This is a genomic window from Erwinia amylovora (assembly GCF_017161565.1).
Taxonomy (GTDB): Bacteria; Pseudomonadota; Gammaproteobacteria; order Enterobacterales; family Enterobacteriaceae; genus Erwinia; species Erwinia amylovora.
The window spans coordinates 1-21,801 of the sequence record NZ_CP066797.1 but is presented as its reverse complement, the minus strand read 5'-3'; the positions used below and the strand labels follow the sequence as shown (position 1 = coordinate 21,801).

Genomic DNA, 21,801 nt, shown 5'->3' with positions numbered 1-21,801 from the left:
TAATTACAGGAAGAATACCAATGGACATCAAAAGTGAGAAAGGAGCAAGCATATACAGCCCTCTCGTACTCAAACTATACGACACATGGGTACTTAACATATCCAACAACTACGCGTGGCGTTGCAATACTGATAATATACTTCTTCCTCACTTTAAGCAGAATATGGCAAAACGCCATTTAGATATTGGCGTTGGCACCGGTTACTATCTGGCAAAGGCCAAACAAAGCTCTGACGCGATAACCCTCCTGGATCTCAACCCAAATAGCCTTGCTGCCGCAAAAAAACGAATTGGTGCTCACAGAATAAAACATGTGTTACAGCACAACATATTTACGCCATTACCCGAAAGCGAAAAGAATAAATATGACAGCGTTTCAATGTATTATTTACTGCATTGTTTACAGGGGAATATAAAGGAAAAAGCATCAGCGATAGAAAATGCATCACAAGCCTTAACTGAAGAGGGAACGCTCCATGGAGCAACTATCTTAGGAAGCGGGGTTGAACACAATGCCTTTGGCCGATATTTAATGAATGTTTATAATAAGAAAGGTATTTTCAGCAATAAATTTGATTCTCTGGATGATTTAAAAAGCGTGTTAGAACACTATTTTGATCAAGTTAAAATCCAACAGCATGGTGTTGTTGCCGTATTTACAGCGACAGGAAAAAAATAGAGTCTCAAATGTCTGCCTTGCCTGTCTCAGGCAAACGGCAGTGGAGTGGGTCGGGTTTATTTTAAATAAAACATCTCTTTATCCTGTGCGATCCCTTCCCGTTACCTGAATCAGGTTAATGGGAAGGGGATAAAATGATGAACGGTTGTCGACACAACCGTTATTCTGTCCGATCGCTTGCCGTAATGTTTACCAACCACAGGGACACGCACTTTTTCAATGCGTCATCTCTTTAACGACCAATTCAAGCTGGAAGAGTCGTTTCTCGCCCCGAAGGGCGAGAAGAATGTTATACCTCGGGGAAAGGCATAGAATTACCCGGCGCTTCCCGGTGGATATGCAGGAAGGTCAGATGGCGTTCATACTGGTCGAGAATGTCATTGATGATCTGCTCCTTCGTGTAGTCCATCAAATCGTTGCCCTGCGTACCTTCCAGCAGGAAAGTTTCCAGGCGGAAGTAGTCAGACTTACCGCTGCGTGCGCGGTAGGTAAACGCCGGCACAGAATAGCGCTGTGGCCATATCTGGTAGAGGAAGCTCTGCTCATCGGCTAAATCGACCAACAGCTCAAGATGGTTCAGACGTTCGTCGTCCACGGCAGGCAGTTCATTAACCTGCACTTTCGCACCACGGTGCTCCAGTTCGCGCCCCACTTCTTCCATAGCCGGACGACACACGTTATCCAGCATTTTACGGGTGTGAGTGGTACCCGGGTAGTTCATCACGCGTGAAATACGCTGCTTCCAGTTCAGGCGGTCCACCGTTACAGGCGGCGTATTGACCGTCGCACTGGCGCGGCGATGATCTTCTACCCGCAGCGATTTATACAAACCGGCCATGACGAAGAAGATGACAAAGCTGAAGGGCAGCCCCATGATCACCGTGGTTTTCTGCAGCGCCGTTACGCCGTTCACCATCAGCATCCCCATCGTCAGTACGCCAATGGTCACCGACCAGAAAATACGCAGCCAGTTTGGCGCATCATTATTGATGTCGGCAAGACGTGAAGTAAAGTTGCCCAGCACCAGCGAACCTGAATCGGCGGATGTGACATAGAACAGCAGACCGGTGATGGTGGCAACCGAAGCACTGAACGTGAAGCCGGGATATTGCGCCAGCAGACTGTAGAAACCGCGCTCCGGGTGCGCCAGCGTTTCCTGAGCCAGCGCCAGATTACCGTGGATGATTTCGTTCAGCGCGCTGTTACCGAAGATCGACAACCACAACAGGGTGAAGATAAACGGAATGGTCAGCGTACCCAGTACAAACTGGCGAATGGTACGTCCGCGCGAGATACGCGCCAGAAACAAACCGACAAACGGTGACCAGGCTACCCACCAGGCCCAGAAGAACAGCGTCCAGTTGTTCATCCATTCTGCTGGGCGATCGAAAGCAAAGCTGTCCAGCGTCATGCCCATAAAACGGTTGATATAGTCACCCACGTTAAGCACCAGTGCGTTGAGCAGGAAGCTGGTGTCACCAACAAACAGCACAAACAGGATCAGTCCAAAGGCCAGCAGAACATTCAGCTCTGACAGTAAGCGGATACCTTTATTGACCCCGGAAGTGACTGATATCGTGGCCATAATCACCGAAAGCACGATCAGCCCGGCTTGCGCCGTCAGGCCTTCAGGCACGTCAAACAGCACCTTAAGCCCGTAGTTAAGTTGCACTACGCCGATACCGAGAGTGGTGGCAATGCCAAAGATGGTACCCAGCACCGCGGCAATATCCACCGTATGCCCAATTGGACCGTTAACACGTTTACCGAAAATCGGATACAGCGCCGAACGAATAGTCAGCGGCAGGCCATAACGATAGCTGAAGTAGCCCAGCGCGATGCCCATCAGAGCGTACATCGACCATCCGGTCAGCCCGTAGTGGAAAAGGGTCCACACCATTGCCTGGCGGGCCGCTTCCAGCGTCTGCCCCTGACCTTCCGGCGGCATCATATACTGGGTTACCGGCTCGGCCACTGAGAAGAACATCAGGTCGATACCAATCCCCGCAGCGAACAGCATCGCAGCCCAGCTCATGAGACTGAATTCGGGCTTCGACTGTTCCGGCCCGAGCTTGATCGAGCCAAAGCGTGAACAGGCCATGAAAATAACGAATACAATGTACAATGTGGCAGCCAGCAGATAATACCAGCCAAACGTGTTTGAAACCCAGTTAAGGGTACGGTTAATCCAGCGATCGGAAAATTCGGTAAACAGGATAGTCGTCAGGGAAAATAGCAGAATAAGTACTGCTGAGGTATAGAAAACCACGGGGTTAATACGATCTTTCTGTGGCTTTTCTGGTATTTCAGTCGCTGGCATGATGTCATCCGAAAAAATGATCAAGAAGAAAAAACTGAAGTCCGCTCTGCGAAGCGCGCATTAGCGCATACTGGGTAAAATCCGCCGCATATCCGCTAATTACACTGGGAGAACCATCAGGATGTCAGTAGTGTAGTCTGTTGATTTCTTTTTTTTATTTTTTATTCAAACGTCCTCCTGAAAGCCGTCGTTCCGTAAGCAAGAAGATAAATGATAGTTTTTATTGATTGCGCATTCAATTAAAAAAAGGGAGGCTGTTGTTTGTCGCGTAATATTTATCCGATAACGCCTGCTGTCGCCATATGCCTGATCGCGACAGAAGGACAAGATATTTCCAGCCAGAACAGCAGATATTCCGCGCAGCGGTCCGCTATAATTTTGCAGAAAAAATGACCATCACCGGAGAAGGACATGCCTGAAAGGAAATCAAAGGGCGGGAAAAATGCCACCTCAACGCCGCACGACCTGGCATTTAAACAGTTTCTGACCCATCCCGATACCGCGCGGGATTTTATGCGGCTGCACCTGCCGCCGCATCTGCAGACCGTCTGCGATCTCAACACGCTGAAACTGGAGTCAGGCAGCTTTGTTGAAGAGAGCCTGCGCCCGTACTTCAGCGACGTGCTGTACAGCCTGCAAAGCACCACCGGCGATGCCTACATTCACGTTCTGATTGAACACCAGTCGACGCCGGATAAACATATGGCCTTCCGGCTTATCCGCTACGCGGTGGCGGCGATGCAGCGCCATCTCGATGCCGGGCATCAAAAGCTGCCGCTGGTTATCCCGGTGCTGTTCTATACCGGCAGGCGCAGCCCTTACCCCTACTCCACCTGCTGGCTGGATGAGTTTGACGACCCGGCGCTGGCGGAAAAGCTCTACGGCGGTGATTTTCCGCTGGTTGACGTGACGATTATCCCTGATGATGAAATCATGGGCCACCGCAGCATGGCGGCGCTGACGCTGTTGCAGAAGCACATTCACCGTCGCGATCTGGCCGATATGCTGGACAACCTGACCACCCTGCTGGTAACCGAGCACATAACGGGACAGCAGCTGGTTTCATTGATAAACTATCTGCTGCAGGCAGGCGAAACCTCTGACGCCGAAACCTTTGTACGCAAACTGGCACAGAAGGTGCCGCAATACGAGGACAAACTGATGACCATTGCACAACAGCTTGAACAGAAGGGCATCGAGAAGGGGCGGGCCGAAGCACGAGCTGAAGCGCTAACTGAAGGTGAGCATAACGGCGAGCATAAAGCCGCGCTGAGGATCGCCCAAACCATGCTACAGCAAGGTTTCGACCGCAATATCGTGATGGAATTAACCGGCCTTTCCGAAGACGACATGGCACAGATTGAAAAGGATCGCGTCGCCCGGGCTGGCAGAGCCTTATCGCGGCGGTGAATGGCTTTTCTCCGTAACTTTTGACGCACCGTTCGGGTTTGATTCAAAACGATGGTTAACGAACCTGACCCGGCAGTATGCCCGGACGGTAGCGACATTAACAATGTGAAGGCCATGCCGGGTGAGCTTTTTTGCTTCAAAATTTGAAGTCCGGGACGCTGGCCTTCTCTCTGTTACGATCTGCATGGAATCCTCTTCCTGACCAACTCCGGTGCATGGTTGGCTGGCGTGAACGCCATGCCTTGTCATCCCTATTTTGAAAATATCTCCGGTTTTAAATTTATTAAATGTATTTTCTTTAGACAAGGCAGCCAGATATCGCCATATCGCAGCTTCTCTCACGCCGGGCCGGAATAACGCGGAAGGTGTGAAGCGGGTATTCATTTGGACCTGAAGTGTTCTGACCTTAGCAACACCACCACGAATACATTTTTGGTGACGGATTCCCACGAAAATTATCCGTTAAACTCGGTGACGTTCTGAAAGACCGTGTTCCGCATCTGGCAGAAGCCCGCCAGCGTTCGGCGCACTGGATCGTGCGGGCAGCTATCGCCCGGTACGTTGAACGCGAGGATAAACGGGTGGCCTGTCACCAGGATGCCATCCTTGCCTGACAGGAATATCAACGCACGGGTCTTCACCCTACGACGGAAGAAGCGCACACCTGGCTGGCTCAGCGCACAGAGGTCCGGCACGTGGAGCCGCCGGAATGCCACAACTAATCCGGACACCGCAGGCGCTGGCAGATGTGCAGCCCCGTATCGCTTGTCTACCAGAGATACCGGTGCGGCCCGCAATGCCGTCAGGGACACCGCGGCAGCGTTAAAATCCTCGCTCATCAGCCTGACTCCGACCGGCCAGAAGAAGAACTGCCTCCGTCATACCGGGAATGGCCGGTCAGCTTCGGGAGCAAGGGGGATGTGACGCTGTACCGAATGGAAGATGATGCAGTGGCTCCCCTGGCCATCAGGCAACAGAGAGAAAACGGCGGGTCATAATGTCGGCCCCTGAGACTGCCGCAATCTGGCGCGGGACAGCTCTGTCACCTCCTCACGCTCAGTCCATGAGAAATCGCATCCGGCCCGCTGTCTTCGACGCTACTGAGCAGTACAGGAAACAAACAGGCAAAATAATCTGTACCCCGTAGCGGGCATTATGCCGTTCGCGTTCACCAGGATGATAGTGAAATATCGTGTCTGCCAGCAGTATGTTCAGTGAATTGTTAAAAAAAGCTTTTTTCTGATAAAAAATAACTAATAATCAGCATGTTATATTATTAATCCATTTTCTTATCACCTCGCATGTCAGTAACCCACATGTATCGTCAATGACGAAACAAACCAAGGAAAGGCGATCCGGGGATATCTCTTTCAGGAACACAATTTTTCGCAAAACAGGATGGATCTTGCGCGTCATCAGGGGGACAGCCACCGGATGCACTAACGAGAAATGCGCGGCGGGTGTAACCGACTAAAAACGCATTGACCTGGCGTGGCAAATAGCTAAGGTTGATCTTAGTTCAACAACGAATAAACTCACTTTCCCGCTGAAGGAGTAAGAAATGGCGACAGAATACGCGATGATTGCCGGAGGCTGCTTCTGGTGTACTGAAGCCGTATTTAAACAGATTAATGGCGTGGAGTCGGTTGAGAGTGGCTATATTGGTGGCCACACCGAAAACCCAACCTACAAACAGGTGTGTAATGGTGACACAGGGCATGCCGAAGCCATCCGCATTGGTTTTGATCCGGAAAAGGTTAGCTTTGGCGATCTGCTGGATATCAGTTTTGCCACCCACGACCCAACACAGCTCAATCGCCAGGGAAATGATATCGGCACACAGTATCGCTCTGCCATATTCCCGACCAGCGCACAACAGGCGGAAGAAGCCATAGCGGCAATTGCACGGGCCCGGAGTGAGTACAGCGATCCGATAGTGACATCCATTGAAGCCGGTGCTGCCTGGTATCCGGCGGAGGACTGTCACCAGGATTACTGGGCTGGAGAAGGGCAGGAAAACCGTTACTGTCTGGCAGTCATTCCGCCCAAGTTGCAAAAGCTGCGTAAGCGCTTTGCGGCCTATGCCGTCTCAGAATAATGCTCTGCTCGCGCCCGCCTTATTCCGGCTGGCGCTGCGGAAACGGCCTGATCTGCAGGGTCCCGTTTTTGATAGTCGTTATGATAAAAGATATCTTGTTTCGTCACTGAATTTTCACTTCTCCTTTATGGGCAAATACTCGGATTTTTCCCTGTAAAGCTAAAAAAAACTGATTTAACCTTGCCACTATCCTTAACAGGAAGAACGACGTATTCACGGCTTCGCAGATCCCTTTCCCCCCTAATCCCTCCAGAATTTATTAACATTTTCCGTCGGATTGCTCATAGCAGAATTCTGACAGTGATGATTTTCGCTTACTTAGCCATAACGCAACAAATATATGCCAGCGGATATCCCTAAAAACCTCAGTGCGATTACAGAATTACAGAATTACAGAATTACAGAATTACAGAATTACAGAATTATCAAACAGGCTGCATTTAAATACAGTTAATCTTAACACAGAATGGGACAGAACAAGAATAGATCTATTACAGAATTACAGAATTACAGAATTACAGAATTACAGAATTACAGAATTATCAAACAGGCTGCATTTAAATACAGTTAATCTTAACACAGAATGGGACAGAACAAGAATAGATCTCACGAAAGGAAAGACATCCGGCTTCTGAAATACGCCTGAAAAAATCAAGAGATACTAATCATTAATTCCGGTGAAATTATTTACTGATACTGATGACGGTATCTTGTCATCCCGTAATCCCGGGATGACCGTTTAATCACTCCAGGGGTAATTACGGCAACAAAAATGATCTCTTTTCTGAAGGGGAAAGGTGGGGCAGGGAAAACCACAACATTCATCAACATCGCTACCAGCCTCGCACGTAAAGGGCACAAGGTTGCGATGGTCGATACTGATCCTCAGGGCAGCATCAGTAACTGGTATAACGAGTCAAAATGTCTATTCGACCTTGCAGAGACATCATCGGAAAAAAGAAGTTTATAGCGTGCGTAAATATCTGAAAAATCATGATGATGTGGTCACTGATGGTGCCGTTGCCATTACCTCCGCAGCCGTCATGGTGAGCGATCTGGTATGAATTCCGGTAACACCTTCACTGCTCGACTTTGCTGCATATGCGACTATCCTGGCGGTTGTGGAGGCAAGAAAAAATTTACAGCCCGTCATTGCACGTTTTGTGATCGCCTAAAAGTGGCCTCCACGCGCACGCTGGAGGTTCTGCAAGCTTCGATCGAGGAAACAGGTGTCCCAGCGTTAAAAACCGCTGCAGTGCAGCGACAGGCTCATATACGCACTATGCTGGACGGGGTGCAGTGTTTGATACCACGGATGGAAGCGAAAAGGAGAAATTGAGGTTATGACTAACGAGATCCTGGATCTACTGGAATGAAAATGAAACTCGGCCAACACCGACAGTTAGCGCCTGCTCTGGACGCAGTAACTAAACCCGTTTCTGGCAACACAAAAAATTCAGATCAACATCGATGAATATTAACACCGCCGTTTTAAAACAGCCTGTTTTTACAGGGTCTACCGATTTTTTCGAACACTGGTTATTTGAGGATGAGCCAAGCTAACACCATTGACCCGGTTTGTGAAATTAATATTCCCGATATGTGATGCTGATCATTCCTCTTTTGTGATGTTGATCGGCCAAATATGGCAATAGTGTTTGTTCTTTTTTTATAGTTTAGATCTTTTACTTTTAGGGGCTGATTTATTATTAATAATCATTAGCTTACATGACTATATGTGGAGAGATTTCCTGCTACACGTGGAGTAATTTTATGTTATATGTGGAGAGATTTCCTGCTACACGTGGAGTTTTTTTCTGTGGATAACTTTCAAATTTATGAGAATCCCCCTATTCAGGGTTCCCCTGTGGATAACTCTCTTTACAGGCCATCCTGAAGTTCAGCACCCCCCTTCTTTCAGCGTAACGTTTTCCTGTAATTTTGAATATGTGGAGAAATTTCCTGTTCCTTCAAAACATCATTTTTGGCCTGTCATTATACTTACTTGATTAACGAAATTGATTACAGACTTTTCGTACACAAAACCATCATATTGGGCAGTTAAGTTAAATATGCACGTTACTCTTAATGTGGAAGAATTTTCTGATGCCATCATTACCTGTTCCTCTTAGGTGGAATAATTTTATGTACTGCCAGGCGTTACATCTCCATGTTACATGAGGAAAAAATCTCTTTTTTAACTCTGTTTTGTGATCTGGTCACTTCCCCGAACGTATGTGGAGAGATATGATGCCGTGCGCCAAAAGATCTTGGATCTGACAGTGAAATGTGGAGGAATTTTCTGTGGCAGGAGGGAGGTATTCTGGATAAATACGGTTCTGTGGGGAGCGCTGAACCAGTCTGGCCGGGTGAAATATGGAAAATAGCAGTTTTCTTATGTGGAGTGATTTCCTGTAATCATCGTCATGTATGTTGTTGATTTATATGAAATAAGAATGAAGTTAATTAACAAAAAAATGTAACTTATTACGTTGAGAACGCTAGTGCCCCTGTCGTCAGTGGGAGAAATTCCTGATAGCAGGAACATCAGTCGCCTCACATGTTCATGAGGGTGGCTGGACCCATGCGGAGGTTTTTTAGGTGACCTGGCTGTTTTGGCGTAATTAAGCTTTTGATATTACAAGGTTGTTTTTAGGTAATTTTTGCTTTACCTGCCTGCTTTTTGTGTGGAATAATTTTCAGAACATTCCACATCCGGATCCTGCTGCATGGAGCTGAACAAACTGACAGTAGTGCAAGGTAATGACCTCCTCGAGGGGGCTTACAGCGTGACGCTGGATGAAATGCGTTTGCTGAACCTTGCTCTGGCACAGATAGACAGCAGGAAACCGCAGCCGGACGCGCTCTACCGCCTTTTTCCTCATGATTATCAGCGAATATACGGTTTGAATCCTACCAGTTGCCACCGCCAGCTGCGTGAAGCTGCCGAAAGCCTCATGAAAAAACCGGTAACCATCTACCAACCCGATCGTAAGAGTGGCAAGACACGTACCGTGCAACTGTCGTGGTTTTCTCGTCTTGAGTACGTCAGCAGTGATGAGCAGAGCGCCGTTATACTGCGCTTTGGACAGGACGTTGCACCCTATCTTTATGAGTTAAAAGAGTCTTTTACCAAGCTCAATTTCACCAATATTGCCAAGCTCGATACGCCGTTCTCCGTGCGACTGTATGGCTGGTTGATCAAAGCTAAAAATCTCTATGGACGTAAAGGCAGTAAAGCAATTGAGGTGACACTGGCACTTGACTGGATGCGGGAGAAAGCAGGATTACAGGGAAAATATGAGGATTATCGTGATTTCAGGCAGAAATTACTGGAACCTACACTCGCGCGAATTAATGCCAATACCGATATCTCAGTGATATGGCACCCCGTCAAAAAAGGCCGTACCGTTGTGTCGATCAGGTTCTCTTATGTCGATGAATCCACGCCGGAAGCCAGTAAACCACTGCGCCCCAAATTCCCGCGCCGACCACGTGCTGCGGCCGGCTCAGAGCTGGAAGGTGCATGGGCTCGCCGTTGCATAGCCATTATGGAGCAATATCGGGACTGTCTGATCACTTACGATCGTACAGAGAAGGTTCCGCTGACGGATGTCAGAAAGCTTGCGGCTGGTATAAGATTATCGGCGATAAAATAGCCTGTAAGCGCGTGATGAGTGAAGTTAACGCGAGAGCTAAAAAATAGACTATTCAGCCAGAGCCTGTTCAGGCTGCTCAGAATGTTAATCAGGGGCCTTGCGTATAACGGTTATTTTTCCTTTTTGTTGACTATTGGTTAACGTTTTACTGCCGATGGTTTGCTCTTCAGCCGGTGGATAATATCCAGTCTCCTGAGGAGGGTTAGGTAATATAGCGAAACCATTGCAACCAGATAACACCGGGGTCAATATCAGAAACAATAAATGGTTTTTCCCACAGAGATGGCCTTTTCACAAAGTGAGGCACGATCATCAGGAAGTACCATATTTTGATCGGCATTGGGTAATTAGTCGAACATTACCCCAGCCTGCTGTGCTGCCCCGGGCATTATCCGCAAAGCCACTTTTGACCAGTCATTTTTCACTATCGACCACCCGGTGTTATTGCTGCGAAACTACGCTTCTGTAGCTCACCATAGCGATTCGCAGGCCCCCTGTCTCCATAAGCCCGTTTTCCGCCGAAACCCCGCAGAACGGCGGAAATACAGGGATATGAGTCCACTACGGCCATCTGTTTCACGGCCTGATGATAGCCACAGATTTGAGTACTTGCCTGATGCAGTGGTGCGTTATTGGTTTCCGGTCGAGTCAGGAACAAATTTTCCTTCACCACAGGCAGGTAACCGCCACCGATGTTGGAGTGTACGGCGGGCAGTGCCAGTCCCGGCCATGTGGGGTTAACGCTATTCAACGCAGAGTTGAACCGGCATTCATTTCAGCGGTGATATGGAAGACTTTCTCTGCCACACCAGGGCGCAGGGTAAGCTTCACATCACCGGTGTCCGCATTATTCGGGTTCAGACCACTTGCCGGTGCCGTCAAAAAAGACGCCAGGCGTCAGCGTTATTTCTCGTTTTTCTTTCTGTCTGGCCTGTTTATGCTGAGGTTCCGGCGCAGCATTTTTGGACCGTCTGCTCGTGCTGTGCCAGCTCGCTACCGGTCGGGATGGCTGATATGCCTGTTTTGGGAACGTCTTCCTGGTAAAGACCGTGTCAGACCCCTTCAACAGGAGCGGGCGCAGCTGTTGATGTTCAGACGGCGTTAAGTTCCGCTGTGATAACGGAGAAAAGCTGCGCGTGACGTTTGCGCAGGACGACTTCGACTGGGCGAGCGGGCAGCGATAAAGAGACGGGGCTGGATTAGGTACCGTCGGGCGAAAATTCGTGCGCGTTACAGAAATCCTTTATTGTCAGAAAGTTTTAGAGTACTGACGATAAATATCAAGCCTGACAGGGGTAAGGTGAACCAGGAAATTCATCTGGCTATTTGCATTTACTGCATAAGATGTCGGTGTTTTCATCATTAGGTTGAAGTTGAAAAACGATTGTTTATCCCTTTTTTCAGGCATGAAGTGCTGTCTGTTTCTTCTCCCTCATCGTGCAAAAGTCATGACGAAGGGGCGACTGGCTTCGGGTTATTGCACAGGGGGATGGGGTGATCAGACAGATCTTAACCTTTATATTTTCTCCAGGATGGAAAGAGTGCGGCTGTGTAACAGGGTCGAATTCGACTTTCTGGCGATAAAAATAAAAAATGAATGCGATAAATACATCTGATAATCAACGAATTAATTTTTTCTGTTTTGGAAAATTCTTAGAAAAAACCGGATGTGTGGATAAACACAGGTTTAGATGGAACTTGCTTTCTGGCATACAGTGTCGGGGTAAAGAGGATAATGAAATAACATATGGCCACGTTGGACGACGTGGCCAGCTGCCATTTACTTGATCAAGAAATCTTCAAGCTTTTTGCCGGCATCCAGAGCCTGCTTAATGACTGCAGGAGTTCGGCCCTGACCGGTCCATGATTTATGTTCACCATTTTCATCAGTGTATTCATATTTGGCAGGGCGAGGAGCACGTTTGGCACGAGGCTTACCCGATGTGTTTTCTGCTGAAGTCAGTTCGCTTAAATCGATACCGTCTTCCAGTAACATCTGACGATATTTAGCCAGTTTCTCTTCTTTCTCTTTAATCTCAGAAGCGATAGCGGCTTCTGCATCACGTCTTTCGTTCACTACTGCTTCCAGTTTTTCGAGCATCTCTTCCAGTTCAGACAAAGACACTTCACGCGCCTGGGCGCGAAGGGTGCGAATGTTATTTAATACTTTCAGCGTTTCGCTCATAACGGAATCCGTAACCTTGAGTTGATTTAAAATTGATAACTATTACAACGAGCACCAGTCTACAGACAAATGAATCGCGAAAAAACACTAAATCGAAAAAATGTCTCGTTAAAGGTTTTCCGGCATACATTTTAGTATGGTCAAGAACACCACGAATGAGAGCCATATTTATGACTTATGGGATAAATCTTAACAAAAAAGTAAAAAAAAAGATTGAATAAGGTATTAAGTTGAAAAATCACACCGGATTTATGTGAGGTAAACCACTATATATCCCGGCCAAAGCTGATTTTTGTGCGTATTAGAGGGGTGAGCGCTTCTCGCTTTATCCGCGGGTACGATATCTGTCATTGTGCAGGTTACGCCGTCACGTTTTATTCCGTCATAACGGAATAAAAATGAGCAACCGGCTTCCGCCAGTGCAGAGAAAACGTTTTTTCCCGGATAAAGATGATTAACAGGTTTATCTGCAGGCATGCTAAAAACCGCCGGAAGTATATTTTTGAGATTTTCGCTGCATGCCGGGAAAGGCTAAATAAGGATGAGACATGCCATTATCTTCAATTAGTTACAACATACACTTATTGTTTTTCTCTCCCACAGCGTGAGCTGCCTGGGCAGGCAGCGGGCTTTCGGCGATACCCGGCCATACAGCTTGTATTACGGCACCTCTGGTAAGCATTATTCTCTTTCCTGCTACAGGATTATTGTGGCAGGACTGTATCTCACGCAGGCGTATTGATCCGTTTTGCCGCCGGCTTCAAACCAAACGATATTGCAGACTAACAGTAACAGTATGGTTTCTGTTGGAAATGCCCGCCGCATCAGGGCGCAGTGACGCTGAGTCAGCGCTGCTGGTATCGATAATCTGTATACCGCCTTTGCCTTCTTCATATTTGTTGTAGCTGAATTCGGCAAACACGTTGGCAGCCAGGGTCACGTAATAACCGGCATCAACGGACGTACCGTGATAACCGGAATCAGAGGTCTTTGCACGGAACTTCAGGCTACGCATACCGTGTTCGTTGTTATCGTATTCCCGAACTCAGTCACCGGATTTAAGCAGTGTATTGAATGAGAAATCATTATTACGATATTGAGCCTTTCAAGTTCAGGTCATATACGTTGGCATAATTGACATCAGCGCCCGGATTCGAACAGTAACCGGTCCGGTCTGACCGGTTACTGTTCTGCCAATCGTAATCATGCATATGGCCTGATCATGAAACCAGTAACGTCCAACCACGGGCATTAAGCGCACCGGGAGAAATCAGCTTTCATCATCGCGACGTTTTTGATTTTCCGCCCGGCATACCTGGCGGGTCGGCAACGCTGATGCTACCAGTGGCAAATTCAGGAGCTGCATGTGCCGCGGCAACGTGATCCGTGCCGAAAAAGACGCGCATTGTAATTATCAGGACAGTCCTTTTTTCTTATTTTATATCCTGAAGAATTCCTTTAAGGAGGACTTATATCCAGTGGCCGATTGATATCTCAGTAACCACTTTTTCAACAGTCACTTTCAGAAAAAAGATATTTTTCTTAATACTGCCGTTCAACGGAGGTAAGTGCTTTTGGCCTGAAAACAGTTCCTTTTTATTATGGTTTATGCTGAACCGGTAACCCGCTACGATCCCGTCTCAATCTTCAGTCAGCAGCGTTTTCATCGCCTGTAAATTGGCAGAGCGTGTGCCCTTGTGCCATACCAGCCATATGGCAATCTGCCCCATTGCTTCGCTGAGAGGCCAGGCTTTAACACTGTCCCGCCCGGGCATACTTTCCAGCATGCTGGCCGGTATCAGTGCCAGTCCGGCACCGGCACTGACGCAGGCGAGAATACCGTGATACGACTCCATCTCGAAAATTTTGCCAGGAACCGCATGGGTGCGTGCGAACCAGTTTTCGAACAGGCGTCGGTAAGAGCAGTTTTCCCGAAAGGTATAGATGGTCGAGCCGGAAACGGCGGAGGCAGCGGACACCGGTGGATGATTCAACGCGGTAATCAATACCAGCTCCTCGGCGAAAACCGGTATCCCTTCAAGCCGGGGATGTTTGGGCGGGCCGTCGACAAAGGCCGCGCTGTACCTGCCGGCCAGCACGCCGTCAACCATATCGCCCGAAGGGCCGGTGGACAGATCCAGCCCGACCTGCGGCCAGCTCTGATGATAGCGCGCGATAAGCGGTGGCAGCCTGACGGCAGCGGTGCTTTCAATCGCCCCCAGCGTGAAGATGCCGTCAGGACGCTGACCGGAAACGCTCTGTTTTGCTTCCTCTGACAGTGCCAGAATGCGCTGGCTGTAAGCGAGAAAAGTTCTGCCATTATCGGTGATATACAGACGTAACTTTTCGCGCCGGAACAGCTCGCAGCCGAGCTCTTTCTCCAGCTGTTTCAGGCGGGTGGAAATATTTGATGGTACACGATGAAGTTTTTCTGCTGCCGCTGTAACGCTCCCTTCTTCTGCAATTGCACGAAATATCTCCAGCTGGGCCAGCTCCATATCTTTCTCATTTTAAGATATTAATTTTCATTATTATTCATTTTAAATGAATCAGTCGCAAGATTACGATGAACGCTATGCTAAGTCATGGCGAAACAGGCGCTGGCTTTCTCACCCATTTTGGTTTTCTGATAAGGCGGTAATGATGAAAAACGTTTCTTCGGCGGTAGCGGTTTCCCGCAATCCGGCCACGGGCGAGGTGTTTGCCCGTTATCCTTTTGCCACCATCGACGAGGTTGACCGCGCGCTGGCGTTAACCCATGGTGCATTTCAAGACTGGCGTCACAGCGTAATGAGCGATCGCGTCCGGCTGCTGCGTAACGTGGCCGGCGCCCTGCGTCAGCAGGCGCGTGAGCTGGCGGAAATGATGACCAGTGAGATGGGCAAGCCTGTCGATCAGGGGCTGGCAGAAGTCGAGAAAAGCGCCAGGCTGTGCGAATGGTACGCTGAGCATGGGCCGGCTTTCCTGCAGCGTGAACCAACGCTGGTCGAGGGTAACAAAGCCTTTGTCGATTACCTGCCGCTGGGCCCCGTTCTCTCGGTGATGCCGTGGAATTTTCCTGTCTGGCAAGTGTTGCGCGGCGCTGTGCCCATTCTGCTGGCAGGTAACAGCTACCTGTTGAAACCGGCACCGAATGTGATGGGATGTGCGCTGTTACTGCAGCAAATCCTGAGCCGCGCCGGCGTGCCGCAAGGGCTTTTTGCGGTGGTGAACGCCGATAATGACGGCGTGGCGCAGGCGATTAACGACCGGCGTATTGCCGCCGTGACCGTGACCGGCAGTGTGCGGGCCGGTGCGGCGATCGCTGCCCTTTCCGGTGCGGCGATAAAAAAATGTGTGCTGGAGCTGGGCGGTTCTGATGCCTTTATCGTGCTGGCGGAGGCGGATATTGATGCTGCGGTAAAAGGTGCCATCGCGGGCCGCTTTATGAATAACGGTCAGCTGTGTATTTCCGCGAAGCGCATTATCGTTGAAGCGGCGGTATTCGAAACGTTCCGGGATAAATTTGTCTGCGCAGTCAGAGAGATGAAAATCGGCGACCCACGCGAATCCGGAACATGGATAGGCCCGATGGCGCGTTACGATCTGCGCGACGAACTGGATGCTCAGGTGCAGGCCACGCTAAAAGAGGGGGCCACCTTGCTGCTTGGCGGCCACGTTCTGCCGGGCGAGGGAAACTACTATGCGCCGACGGTACTCAGTGACGTAAAGCCGGGTATGACCAGTTTTGTACAAGAACTGTTTGGTCCGGTGGCTTCGCTGATTATGGCCGATGATGCCGGACATGCGGTGGCGATGGCTAATGACTCGGAGTTCGGCCTCGGCGGCAGCCTGTGGAGCCGCGATCTTGCCGTTGCGCAGAAACTGGCGTCACGTATCGAAACCGGTAGTGTTTTCATTAACTCGCCGAGCTTCTCCGATCCGCGTGTTCCGATTGGTGGCGTGAAGAAAAGCGGCTTTGGTCGTGAGCTGTCTCATTTTGGCCTGCGTGAGTTTACCAATGCTCAGACGGTGTGGATGGAAGGATAACCGACTTACGGCTTTGCTTCCCCCTCCTCCGCGGTCGGTTGGAGGGGCGTTAACGTTAATTGCGCACGCATGACCAGATATCTTTGGGGCATTGATTTCAGGTTACCCACGTTCCGCATTCTTGACAGCGCTTCCTGCATACCGAGCGGTTGCCAGATCACCACTGCACGGATGACCAGCTCCGGCGCAACCCACTGAGGTAACGTTTTCTGAGTTTACCCCGCTGACCATCGTCCTGTGGCTGACGCGTTAAGGTGATTACGTTCCCTGCCTGAAATGAGGTTAAACGGCGGTGGCCGTCACCTGAAAGACGGCCACCGCCTGGACAAGTTGCTCAGCCTGTTCTTTCAGGTTTTCTGTAGCAGCGGCGCTTTCTTCCACCAAAGCAGCGTTTTGCTGCGTCACCATGTCGATCTGGGTGATGGCCTGTCCCACCTGTTTTACCCCTGAGCTTTGTTCCAGGCTCGCAGCACTGATTTCAGACACAATATATTTCACTTGTTTGATCGCCTCCATAATCCGCGTCATGGTTACGCCTGTTTCATCCACCAACAGACAGCCCTGCTCGACCTGCCCGACGCTGTTGGTAATTAATGTGCTGATTTCTTTGGCGGCATTGGCGCTGCGTTGTGCCAGGCTGCGCACTTCGGCGGCAACAACCGCGAATCCACGTCCCTGTTCACCTGCACGAGCGGCTTCCACCGCCGCATTCAGCGCCAGAATATTCGTCTGAAAGGCGATGCCATCGATCACATTGATGATTTCGGAAATTTTCTTTGAGCTGTCATTGATGACTCTCATGGTTGAGATAACACGCCCGACCATTAGCTCCCCTTCCGCTGCCAGCGTTGAGGCACCGGAAGCCAGCTGGCTGGCCTGATGTGCGTTTTCAGCGTTATTGCTGACGGTGGAACCCAGTTGTTCCATGGTGGCAGAGGTCTGTTGCAGCGAGCTGGCTTGTTCTTCCGTTCGCTGGCTGAGATCCTGGTTGCCCTGAGATATCTGGGTACTGGCGGTTGCCAGGCTTTCTGCATTGCTGCGCACGTTAGTCACCAGCGCGGAAAGGGATGACTGCATATCTTTCAGCTGGGCCAGCAGGCTGACACGATCGTGCTGCTCCACCAGGATGGGATGGGAAAGGTCGCCTCCTGCCATCAGCCTGACCTCCTGTGCTGCTGCCAGAGGCTCTCCGCCCAGCTGCCGAAGTAAACTGCGCAGGATCAGCGTTCCCAGTGCAACCGATATCAGCGTAACAGCCCCGGCAGCGAGGAGTGAAATGATGAGCGTCCTGAAATCCTTACGTTTCTGAGCAACTACCTTATTTTCCGCAACTGCATCCTGATGTTTTTTTAGAGTGGATAATGCACCAAATGTTTTATCCGCATACGCTTTTACTTCATTTCTGTTGATTTCGCTGGCTTTTTTTATGTCGCCAGACTCAACGGCCTGTACCTGATGCTCCATCCCCTTACGCATTAACTCATACGATGATATTAATCCGTTAAAGGACGACGTCATTGTGGTATCAATTGTGGGTTTAAGCTTATTTAACAGCGCGTTAACTTCGTCAAAGTTTTCGGTGTTTTGTTTTTTCCAGCCGGCAATCGATGCCGGGTCACCGATGGCGATCATCCGGAGAATGTTGATATCCACACGGGTGAGCAGGCCATCGACCTGACCAATTATCGAGGCAGACTGATAGTCTCTTTCATACAAATTCTGTAATTCTGACGTAGTGGCAGTTAGACGGGATAGTAAAAACGAAGTCAGTATCAAGAAAGATATGATTATCATTGCGATCGACATTGATAACTTTACCTTAACTGTCCATCTGTTCATGGGGTGCTCTCACAGCTTAACATTCTGGTGCTTTAAACACAGGTTGCCCGCCGGCGTACCCTGTAATATGACGAAGCGAGCCTCGTGTCTGAATGATATCGGCAAATCAGATACGTCCTTTAATGCAGACGGTTATCGATGCTTAAATATTCTGTTTTATTTGAGCATTTACATATCAACATGCTGATTTCACGGTTATTTTTTTATCTGTATTTTATATACCGACAAATGCGAAAGCCTGGCCATAATTTTTATTGTTTACGGTGAACGCCGCTGAAAACGGCGATCGTTATATTTAGCGGCGGGGGATGACGTGTTGGCCTGTAGAGGGATGGTGCAGCCAGGACGTCAATCTTTGCGCTGCCGGCTGTTCCAGGGATTGTCTGTTGGCATCTCCGGTTTTGCACTGTGGTTATCCTTCAGCGAGGCAATATAGAGATCTTCTACCTCTTTGCGCGCCCACGGCGTACGGCGCAGGAATTTCAGGCTGGACTTGATACTGGGGTCGCTCTTGAAGCAGTTAATATTGATGCGCTCTGCCAGCTGCTGCCAGCCAAAACGCGCAACCAGCATAGTGAGTAATGCTTCCAGCGTAACGCCATGTAACGGGTCTTTTGAAGAGTGAGTCGTCATGGTGGTATCCGGTAAATCAGTGTGAATGGCGCACACCTTACTGAGCGTCTGCGGCTTATGCAATGTCAGTATGGGGCGGTATCACGGTCTCCTTTTTACCGTAACATCCGCACAGCATCTCACCCGTGAATAAATAAATGGTCATAAGTGACCAATTAATGGCTAAGATAAACTATAATGGTTTATATGTGAACTCTTTAAGATTAGTGGTTATGTCTTTTATACATTTACTGTACTCACCTGCAGAGTTGGCCAGAGAGGTGGGTGAAAATGCTAAAACTCTTCGTTTATCCAGGAATCTCTCGCGTAAAACGCTGGCAATAAAATCAGGTGTTTCTGAGTCGACAATAAAACGATTCGAAATGACGGGAGTGGTTACGCTAGAGGCGCTAATTCTTATGGCGACAGCTCTGGATGAGCTCTCATCTGTTGCGAAGCTTTTTAAGCCTGAACATCCAAACAATTACGAAGAACTCAAAAATACGAAACGCAAACGGGGCATGCAATGAAGATGAGAGGGCTAAAGCATACAGAGTCACTCGTAGTTCTGAAAAGTGGAGTGAAGGTAGGAGAGCTGTTTAAGCCTGAAGGGAAAGGCATTTATTTCGTCTACGACCAACACTGGATTGCTACTGGGTTCAACCTGTCTCCTCTGACGATGAAATTTGATAACAAACCTCAGCTGGCTCAGGACGCAAAACTATTTGAGGGGTTACACGGTCCATTCGCAGACTCTCTCCCCGACGGGTGGGGAATGTTACTGATGGATAGATTTTTCAACAGCACCTTCGGGGATGGAACGGCTTACACAGTAACTGCCCTGGATCGCTTGGCTTATATGGGAGATCGATGCATGGGCGCCTTTGAATACCAGCCCAAAGCCGATAAATCGGCGCTAACCGGCACGGTCAGCTTAGCAGAACTTTTTGAACAATCTGTTGGCGTCCAGGAAGGAGAGACATCTACCGTGCTTAGTAAGCTGCGACTGGCAGGCGGCTCGCCTGGCGGAGCGCGCCCTAAAGCGATTGTCGCCTTGTCTCCAGATGGTAAGCATGCAACTTCGGCATTTGACAAAATCCCTGAAGGGTATTCACATTGGATCGTAAAATTCAGGGATCTAAACGAACCTGTCGAGACTGGTGGAATCGAGTTTGCATATGCTGAGATGGCGAGAGATGCAGGAATAGATATGGCAGAATCCAGTATCCTCAACATCACACTCCCAACCGGTCGTGTTGAGAACTTCTTTGCGACCAGGCGCTTTGACAGATGCGGGGACAAGAAGATCCACATGATAACTGTTGCAGCACTCATGTATGCAAGCTTCCGTGAACCCTCTATGGACTACGCAAGCCTTCTAAAGCTAACTCAGCACCTCACCAGGAACTCCAGGGAGGTCGAAAAGATGGCTCGCTTAATGATTTTTAACGCGTTATCGCATAACCACGATGATCACACTAAAAATTTTGCTTTTCTGTGTCACGATCCAGAGCACACAGGGGGAGAGTCCATTTGGACACTTGCTCCTGCATATGACCTGACTTTTTCACGGGCCATGGGTGAACACACTACAGGATTTGGAGGTAAAAATCCCGGAAAACCAACGAGAAAGCGCATCAATGAGATATGCCAGGATTACAAGTACCTCAAAGCTGATGAGTACATTGAGCAGACCCTCGATGCTCTTTCCAGGTGGAAAGATGTTTTCGAGCGACTGAAAATCCCTCAAAAATCAGGAACAGGAATCTTCAATATCTTAAATAAACTGCACAGGGATTTTGAATCCTAGCCAGTTGATTTCTGTGCTAATGAAGCGGTCAACAAAAACTGGCCACGGCTTTAGAGTTTTTCCAGAACCGATTTTTCGGTTCGTTTGGTGGTGATCCACCGTTGTAGTCGTGCGGTCTGAGCGTACTGCAACATCCCACGTACCGGTATCCTGAATCTGCGCGCATCTGCCATCCGACGTGTTTTTCCTGCTTTCAGCGGCCAGCGGCAATCATCGCCAAATGGCTGAACCCACGCAGTTCAAGCGCCATCGCCGCTTTTGCTGCCCGGATACCGCTGGCACAAACCAGCACGATGCGGCGGTCGGCGGGCGGCTGCCAGTCTGACAGCTGTTGAGGCAGGACCCGCTGTACGGCATCAGCAATGCTTTCCGGGGCCTCATCCACGCTGCGTAATTCCACAATACAGTCTTCAGCCGTCAGTAAATGGCGGTCGATAAACGGCACCGGGGGACGATCGGGTTCGGCCGCCGAATCAAAACGAAACGGGCGGAAATGCCATTGCACAAAATCGCAGTTGACCAGACAACCCAGCGGAGAAGGTGAGAAGTTCAGCAGGATACTGAGCGCCATCTGCGCCTGCATCGCGCCCAGCGTGGCGACGGCCGGGCCCATCACCCCGGCGGTATTGCAGTTCGCGGCAGAGCCCGGTAGCTGTGGAAAGAGGGCGCGGTAGCTGGGTGCGCCGCCGCAGAAACCGCCCACGTAACCCCGGCGTCCCAGAACGGAAGCGCTGACCAGTGGGATACGATGCGCCAGACAGGCATCCGAGAGCTGATAGGTCAGGGCGAAATTGTCGGCGGCATCGATCGCCAGGTCGATGCCATCAAGAGCGGCCGCCGTAGCGCTGGCCGTCAGGGCGTGGGGCCGTGCATCCACCACGCATGCAGGATTGCGGGTGGCCAGCGCGCGCCGGGCGCAGAACACTTTTTCCTCACCGATATCCTGCATGCCGTACAGCGTCTGACGATGCAGGTTATGCTCCTCAACCCTGTCGCCATCATACAGACGCAGATAGCCTGCGCCGGCAGCAGCCAGCAGCGGCAGCAGCGCTGAACCCAGGCCACCCGCGCCGATGACCAGCACACGCGCCTGAGCCAGGCGTTGCTGCCCGCTTTCGCCGATTTCCGGCAGCATCGATTGTCGTTGATAACGGCTCAT

General features: G+C 49.8%; 15 protein-coding genes and 3 pseudogenes. 9 read left to right on the top strand and 9 right to left on the bottom strand.

Features of this window, described 5'->3' with window-relative positions; all coding sequences use genetic code 11:
* The first annotated feature begins 20 nt into the window (after positions 1–20).
* On the top strand, positions 21–680 hold the full coding sequence (locus JGC47_RS17370) for a class I SAM-dependent methyltransferase (protein WP_009351670.1): 660 nt from the start codon (positions 21–23) through the stop codon (positions 678–680).
* 289 nt (positions 681–969) lie between these two features.
* On the opposite strand, the gene JGC47_RS17365 is transcribed toward JGC47_RS17370, so the two are convergent.
* Positions 970–3,000, bottom strand: a complete 2,031-nt coding sequence (locus JGC47_RS17365) for a choline transporter (protein ID WP_011167225.1) — start codon at positions 2,998–3,000, stop codon at positions 970–972.
* Between the two features lie 411 nt (positions 3,001–3,411).
* On the opposite strand from JGC47_RS17365, the gene JGC47_RS17360 reads away from it, so the two are divergent.
* Positions 3,412–4,410 (top strand): Rpn family recombination-promoting nuclease/putative transposase, encoded by a 999-nt coding sequence (locus tag JGC47_RS17360; RefSeq protein ID WP_009351674.1) that lies wholly within the window; start codon positions 3,412–3,414, stop codon positions 4,408–4,410.
* On the opposite strand, the gene JGC47_RS17355 is transcribed toward JGC47_RS17360, so the two are convergent.
* Positions 4,396–4,860 (bottom strand): hypothetical protein, encoded by a 465-nt coding sequence (locus tag JGC47_RS17355; protein WP_080515496.1) that lies wholly within the window; start codon positions 4,858–4,860, stop codon positions 4,396–4,398. The genes JGC47_RS17360 and JGC47_RS17355 overlap by 15 nt on opposite strands.
* Here JGC47_RS17355 and JGC47_RS18075 point away from each other — a divergent pair.
* The 4 genes and pseudogenes from JGC47_RS18075 (at position 4,839) to JGC47_RS17335 (ending at position 10,214) form a co-directional block, all read left to right on the top strand.
* Positions 4,839–5,024, top strand: a complete 186-nt coding sequence (locus tag JGC47_RS18075; protein WP_223386256.1) for a CopG family ribbon-helix-helix protein — start codon at positions 4,839–4,841, stop codon at positions 5,022–5,024. The genes JGC47_RS17355 and JGC47_RS18075 overlap by 22 nt on opposite strands.
* A gap of 947 nt (positions 5,025–5,971) precedes the next feature.
* Positions 5,972–6,508 carry a peptide-methionine (S)-S-oxide reductase MsrA gene (msrA, locus tag JGC47_RS17345; protein ID WP_009351678.1) on the top strand — a complete coding sequence of 179 codons (537 nt, stop codon included), beginning with the start codon at positions 5,972–5,974 and terminating at the stop codon, positions 6,506–6,508.
* A 772-nt stretch (positions 6,509–7,280) separates the two neighbouring features.
* Positions 7,281–7,884, top strand: a pseudogene (locus JGC47_RS17340) (nucleotide-binding protein).
* Between the two features lie 1,353 nt (positions 7,885–9,237).
* A pseudogene (locus tag JGC47_RS17335) lies at positions 9,238–10,214 on the top strand (replication initiation protein).
* 700 nt (positions 10,215–10,914) lie between these two features.
* On the opposite strand, the gene JGC47_RS17830 reads toward JGC47_RS17335, so the two are convergent.
* The 4 genes and pseudogenes from JGC47_RS17830 to ptrR form a co-directional block, all read right to left on the bottom strand.
* Entirely contained in the window at positions 10,915–11,049 is a 135-nt protein-coding gene (locus JGC47_RS17830; protein ID WP_009351630.1) for a hypothetical protein, read from the bottom strand.
* Between the two features lie 898 nt (positions 11,050–11,947).
* Positions 11,948–12,352 (bottom strand): H-NS family histone-like protein, encoded by a 405-nt coding sequence (locus tag JGC47_RS17330; protein WP_009351632.1) that lies wholly within the window; start codon positions 12,350–12,352, stop codon positions 11,948–11,950.
* 760 nt (positions 12,353–13,112) lie between these two features.
* Positions 13,113–13,758, bottom strand: a pseudogene (locus JGC47_RS17325) (omptin family outer membrane protease).
* 234 nt (positions 13,759–13,992) lie between these two features.
* On the bottom strand, positions 13,993–14,850 hold the full coding sequence (gene ptrR / locus JGC47_RS17320; RefSeq protein WP_009351639.1) for a putrescine utilization regulator PtrR: 858 nt from the start codon (positions 14,848–14,850) through the stop codon (positions 13,993–13,995).
* Between the two features lie 142 nt (positions 14,851–14,992).
* Between ptrR and JGC47_RS17315 the strand changes: the two genes are divergently transcribed.
* Positions 14,993–16,381: an aldehyde dehydrogenase family protein gene (locus tag JGC47_RS17315; RefSeq protein WP_013036331.1), complete on the top strand. Its 1,389-nt coding sequence runs from the start codon at positions 14,993–14,995 to the stop codon at positions 16,379–16,381.
* A 282-nt stretch (positions 16,382–16,663) separates the two neighbouring features.
* On the opposite strand, the gene JGC47_RS17310 is transcribed toward JGC47_RS17315, so the two are convergent.
* Both JGC47_RS17310 and JGC47_RS17305 read right to left on the bottom strand, forming a co-directional pair.
* On the bottom strand, positions 16,664–18,220 hold the full coding sequence (locus JGC47_RS17310) for a methyl-accepting chemotaxis protein (RefSeq protein WP_009351645.1): 1,557 nt from the start codon (positions 18,218–18,220) through the stop codon (positions 16,664–16,666).
* A 348-nt stretch (positions 18,221–18,568) separates the two neighbouring features.
* Complete coding sequence (locus tag JGC47_RS17305; protein WP_013036332.1) at positions 18,569–18,853, bottom strand: VF530 family protein; 285 nt, start codon at positions 18,851–18,853, stop codon at positions 18,569–18,571.
* Positions 18,854–19,065: 212 nt separating this feature from the next.
* Between JGC47_RS17305 and JGC47_RS17300 the strand changes: the two genes are divergently transcribed.
* Positions 19,066–19,362, top strand: a complete 297-nt coding sequence (locus JGC47_RS17300; protein ID WP_013036333.1) for a helix-turn-helix domain-containing protein — start codon at positions 19,066–19,068, stop codon at positions 19,360–19,362.
* Entirely contained in the window at positions 19,359–20,642 is a 1,284-nt protein-coding gene (locus tag JGC47_RS17295) for a type II toxin-antitoxin system HipA family toxin (protein ID WP_009351649.1), read from the top strand. Before JGC47_RS17300 ends, JGC47_RS17295 begins: the two co-directional genes overlap by 4 nt.
* 193 nt (positions 20,643–20,835) lie before the next feature.
* On the opposite strand, the gene JGC47_RS17290 is transcribed toward JGC47_RS17295, so the two are convergent.
* Positions 20,836–21,801 carry a HesA/MoeB/ThiF family protein gene (locus JGC47_RS17290; RefSeq protein ID WP_009351651.1) on the bottom strand — a complete coding sequence of 322 codons (966 nt, stop codon included), beginning with the start codon at positions 21,799–21,801 and terminating at the stop codon, positions 20,836–20,838.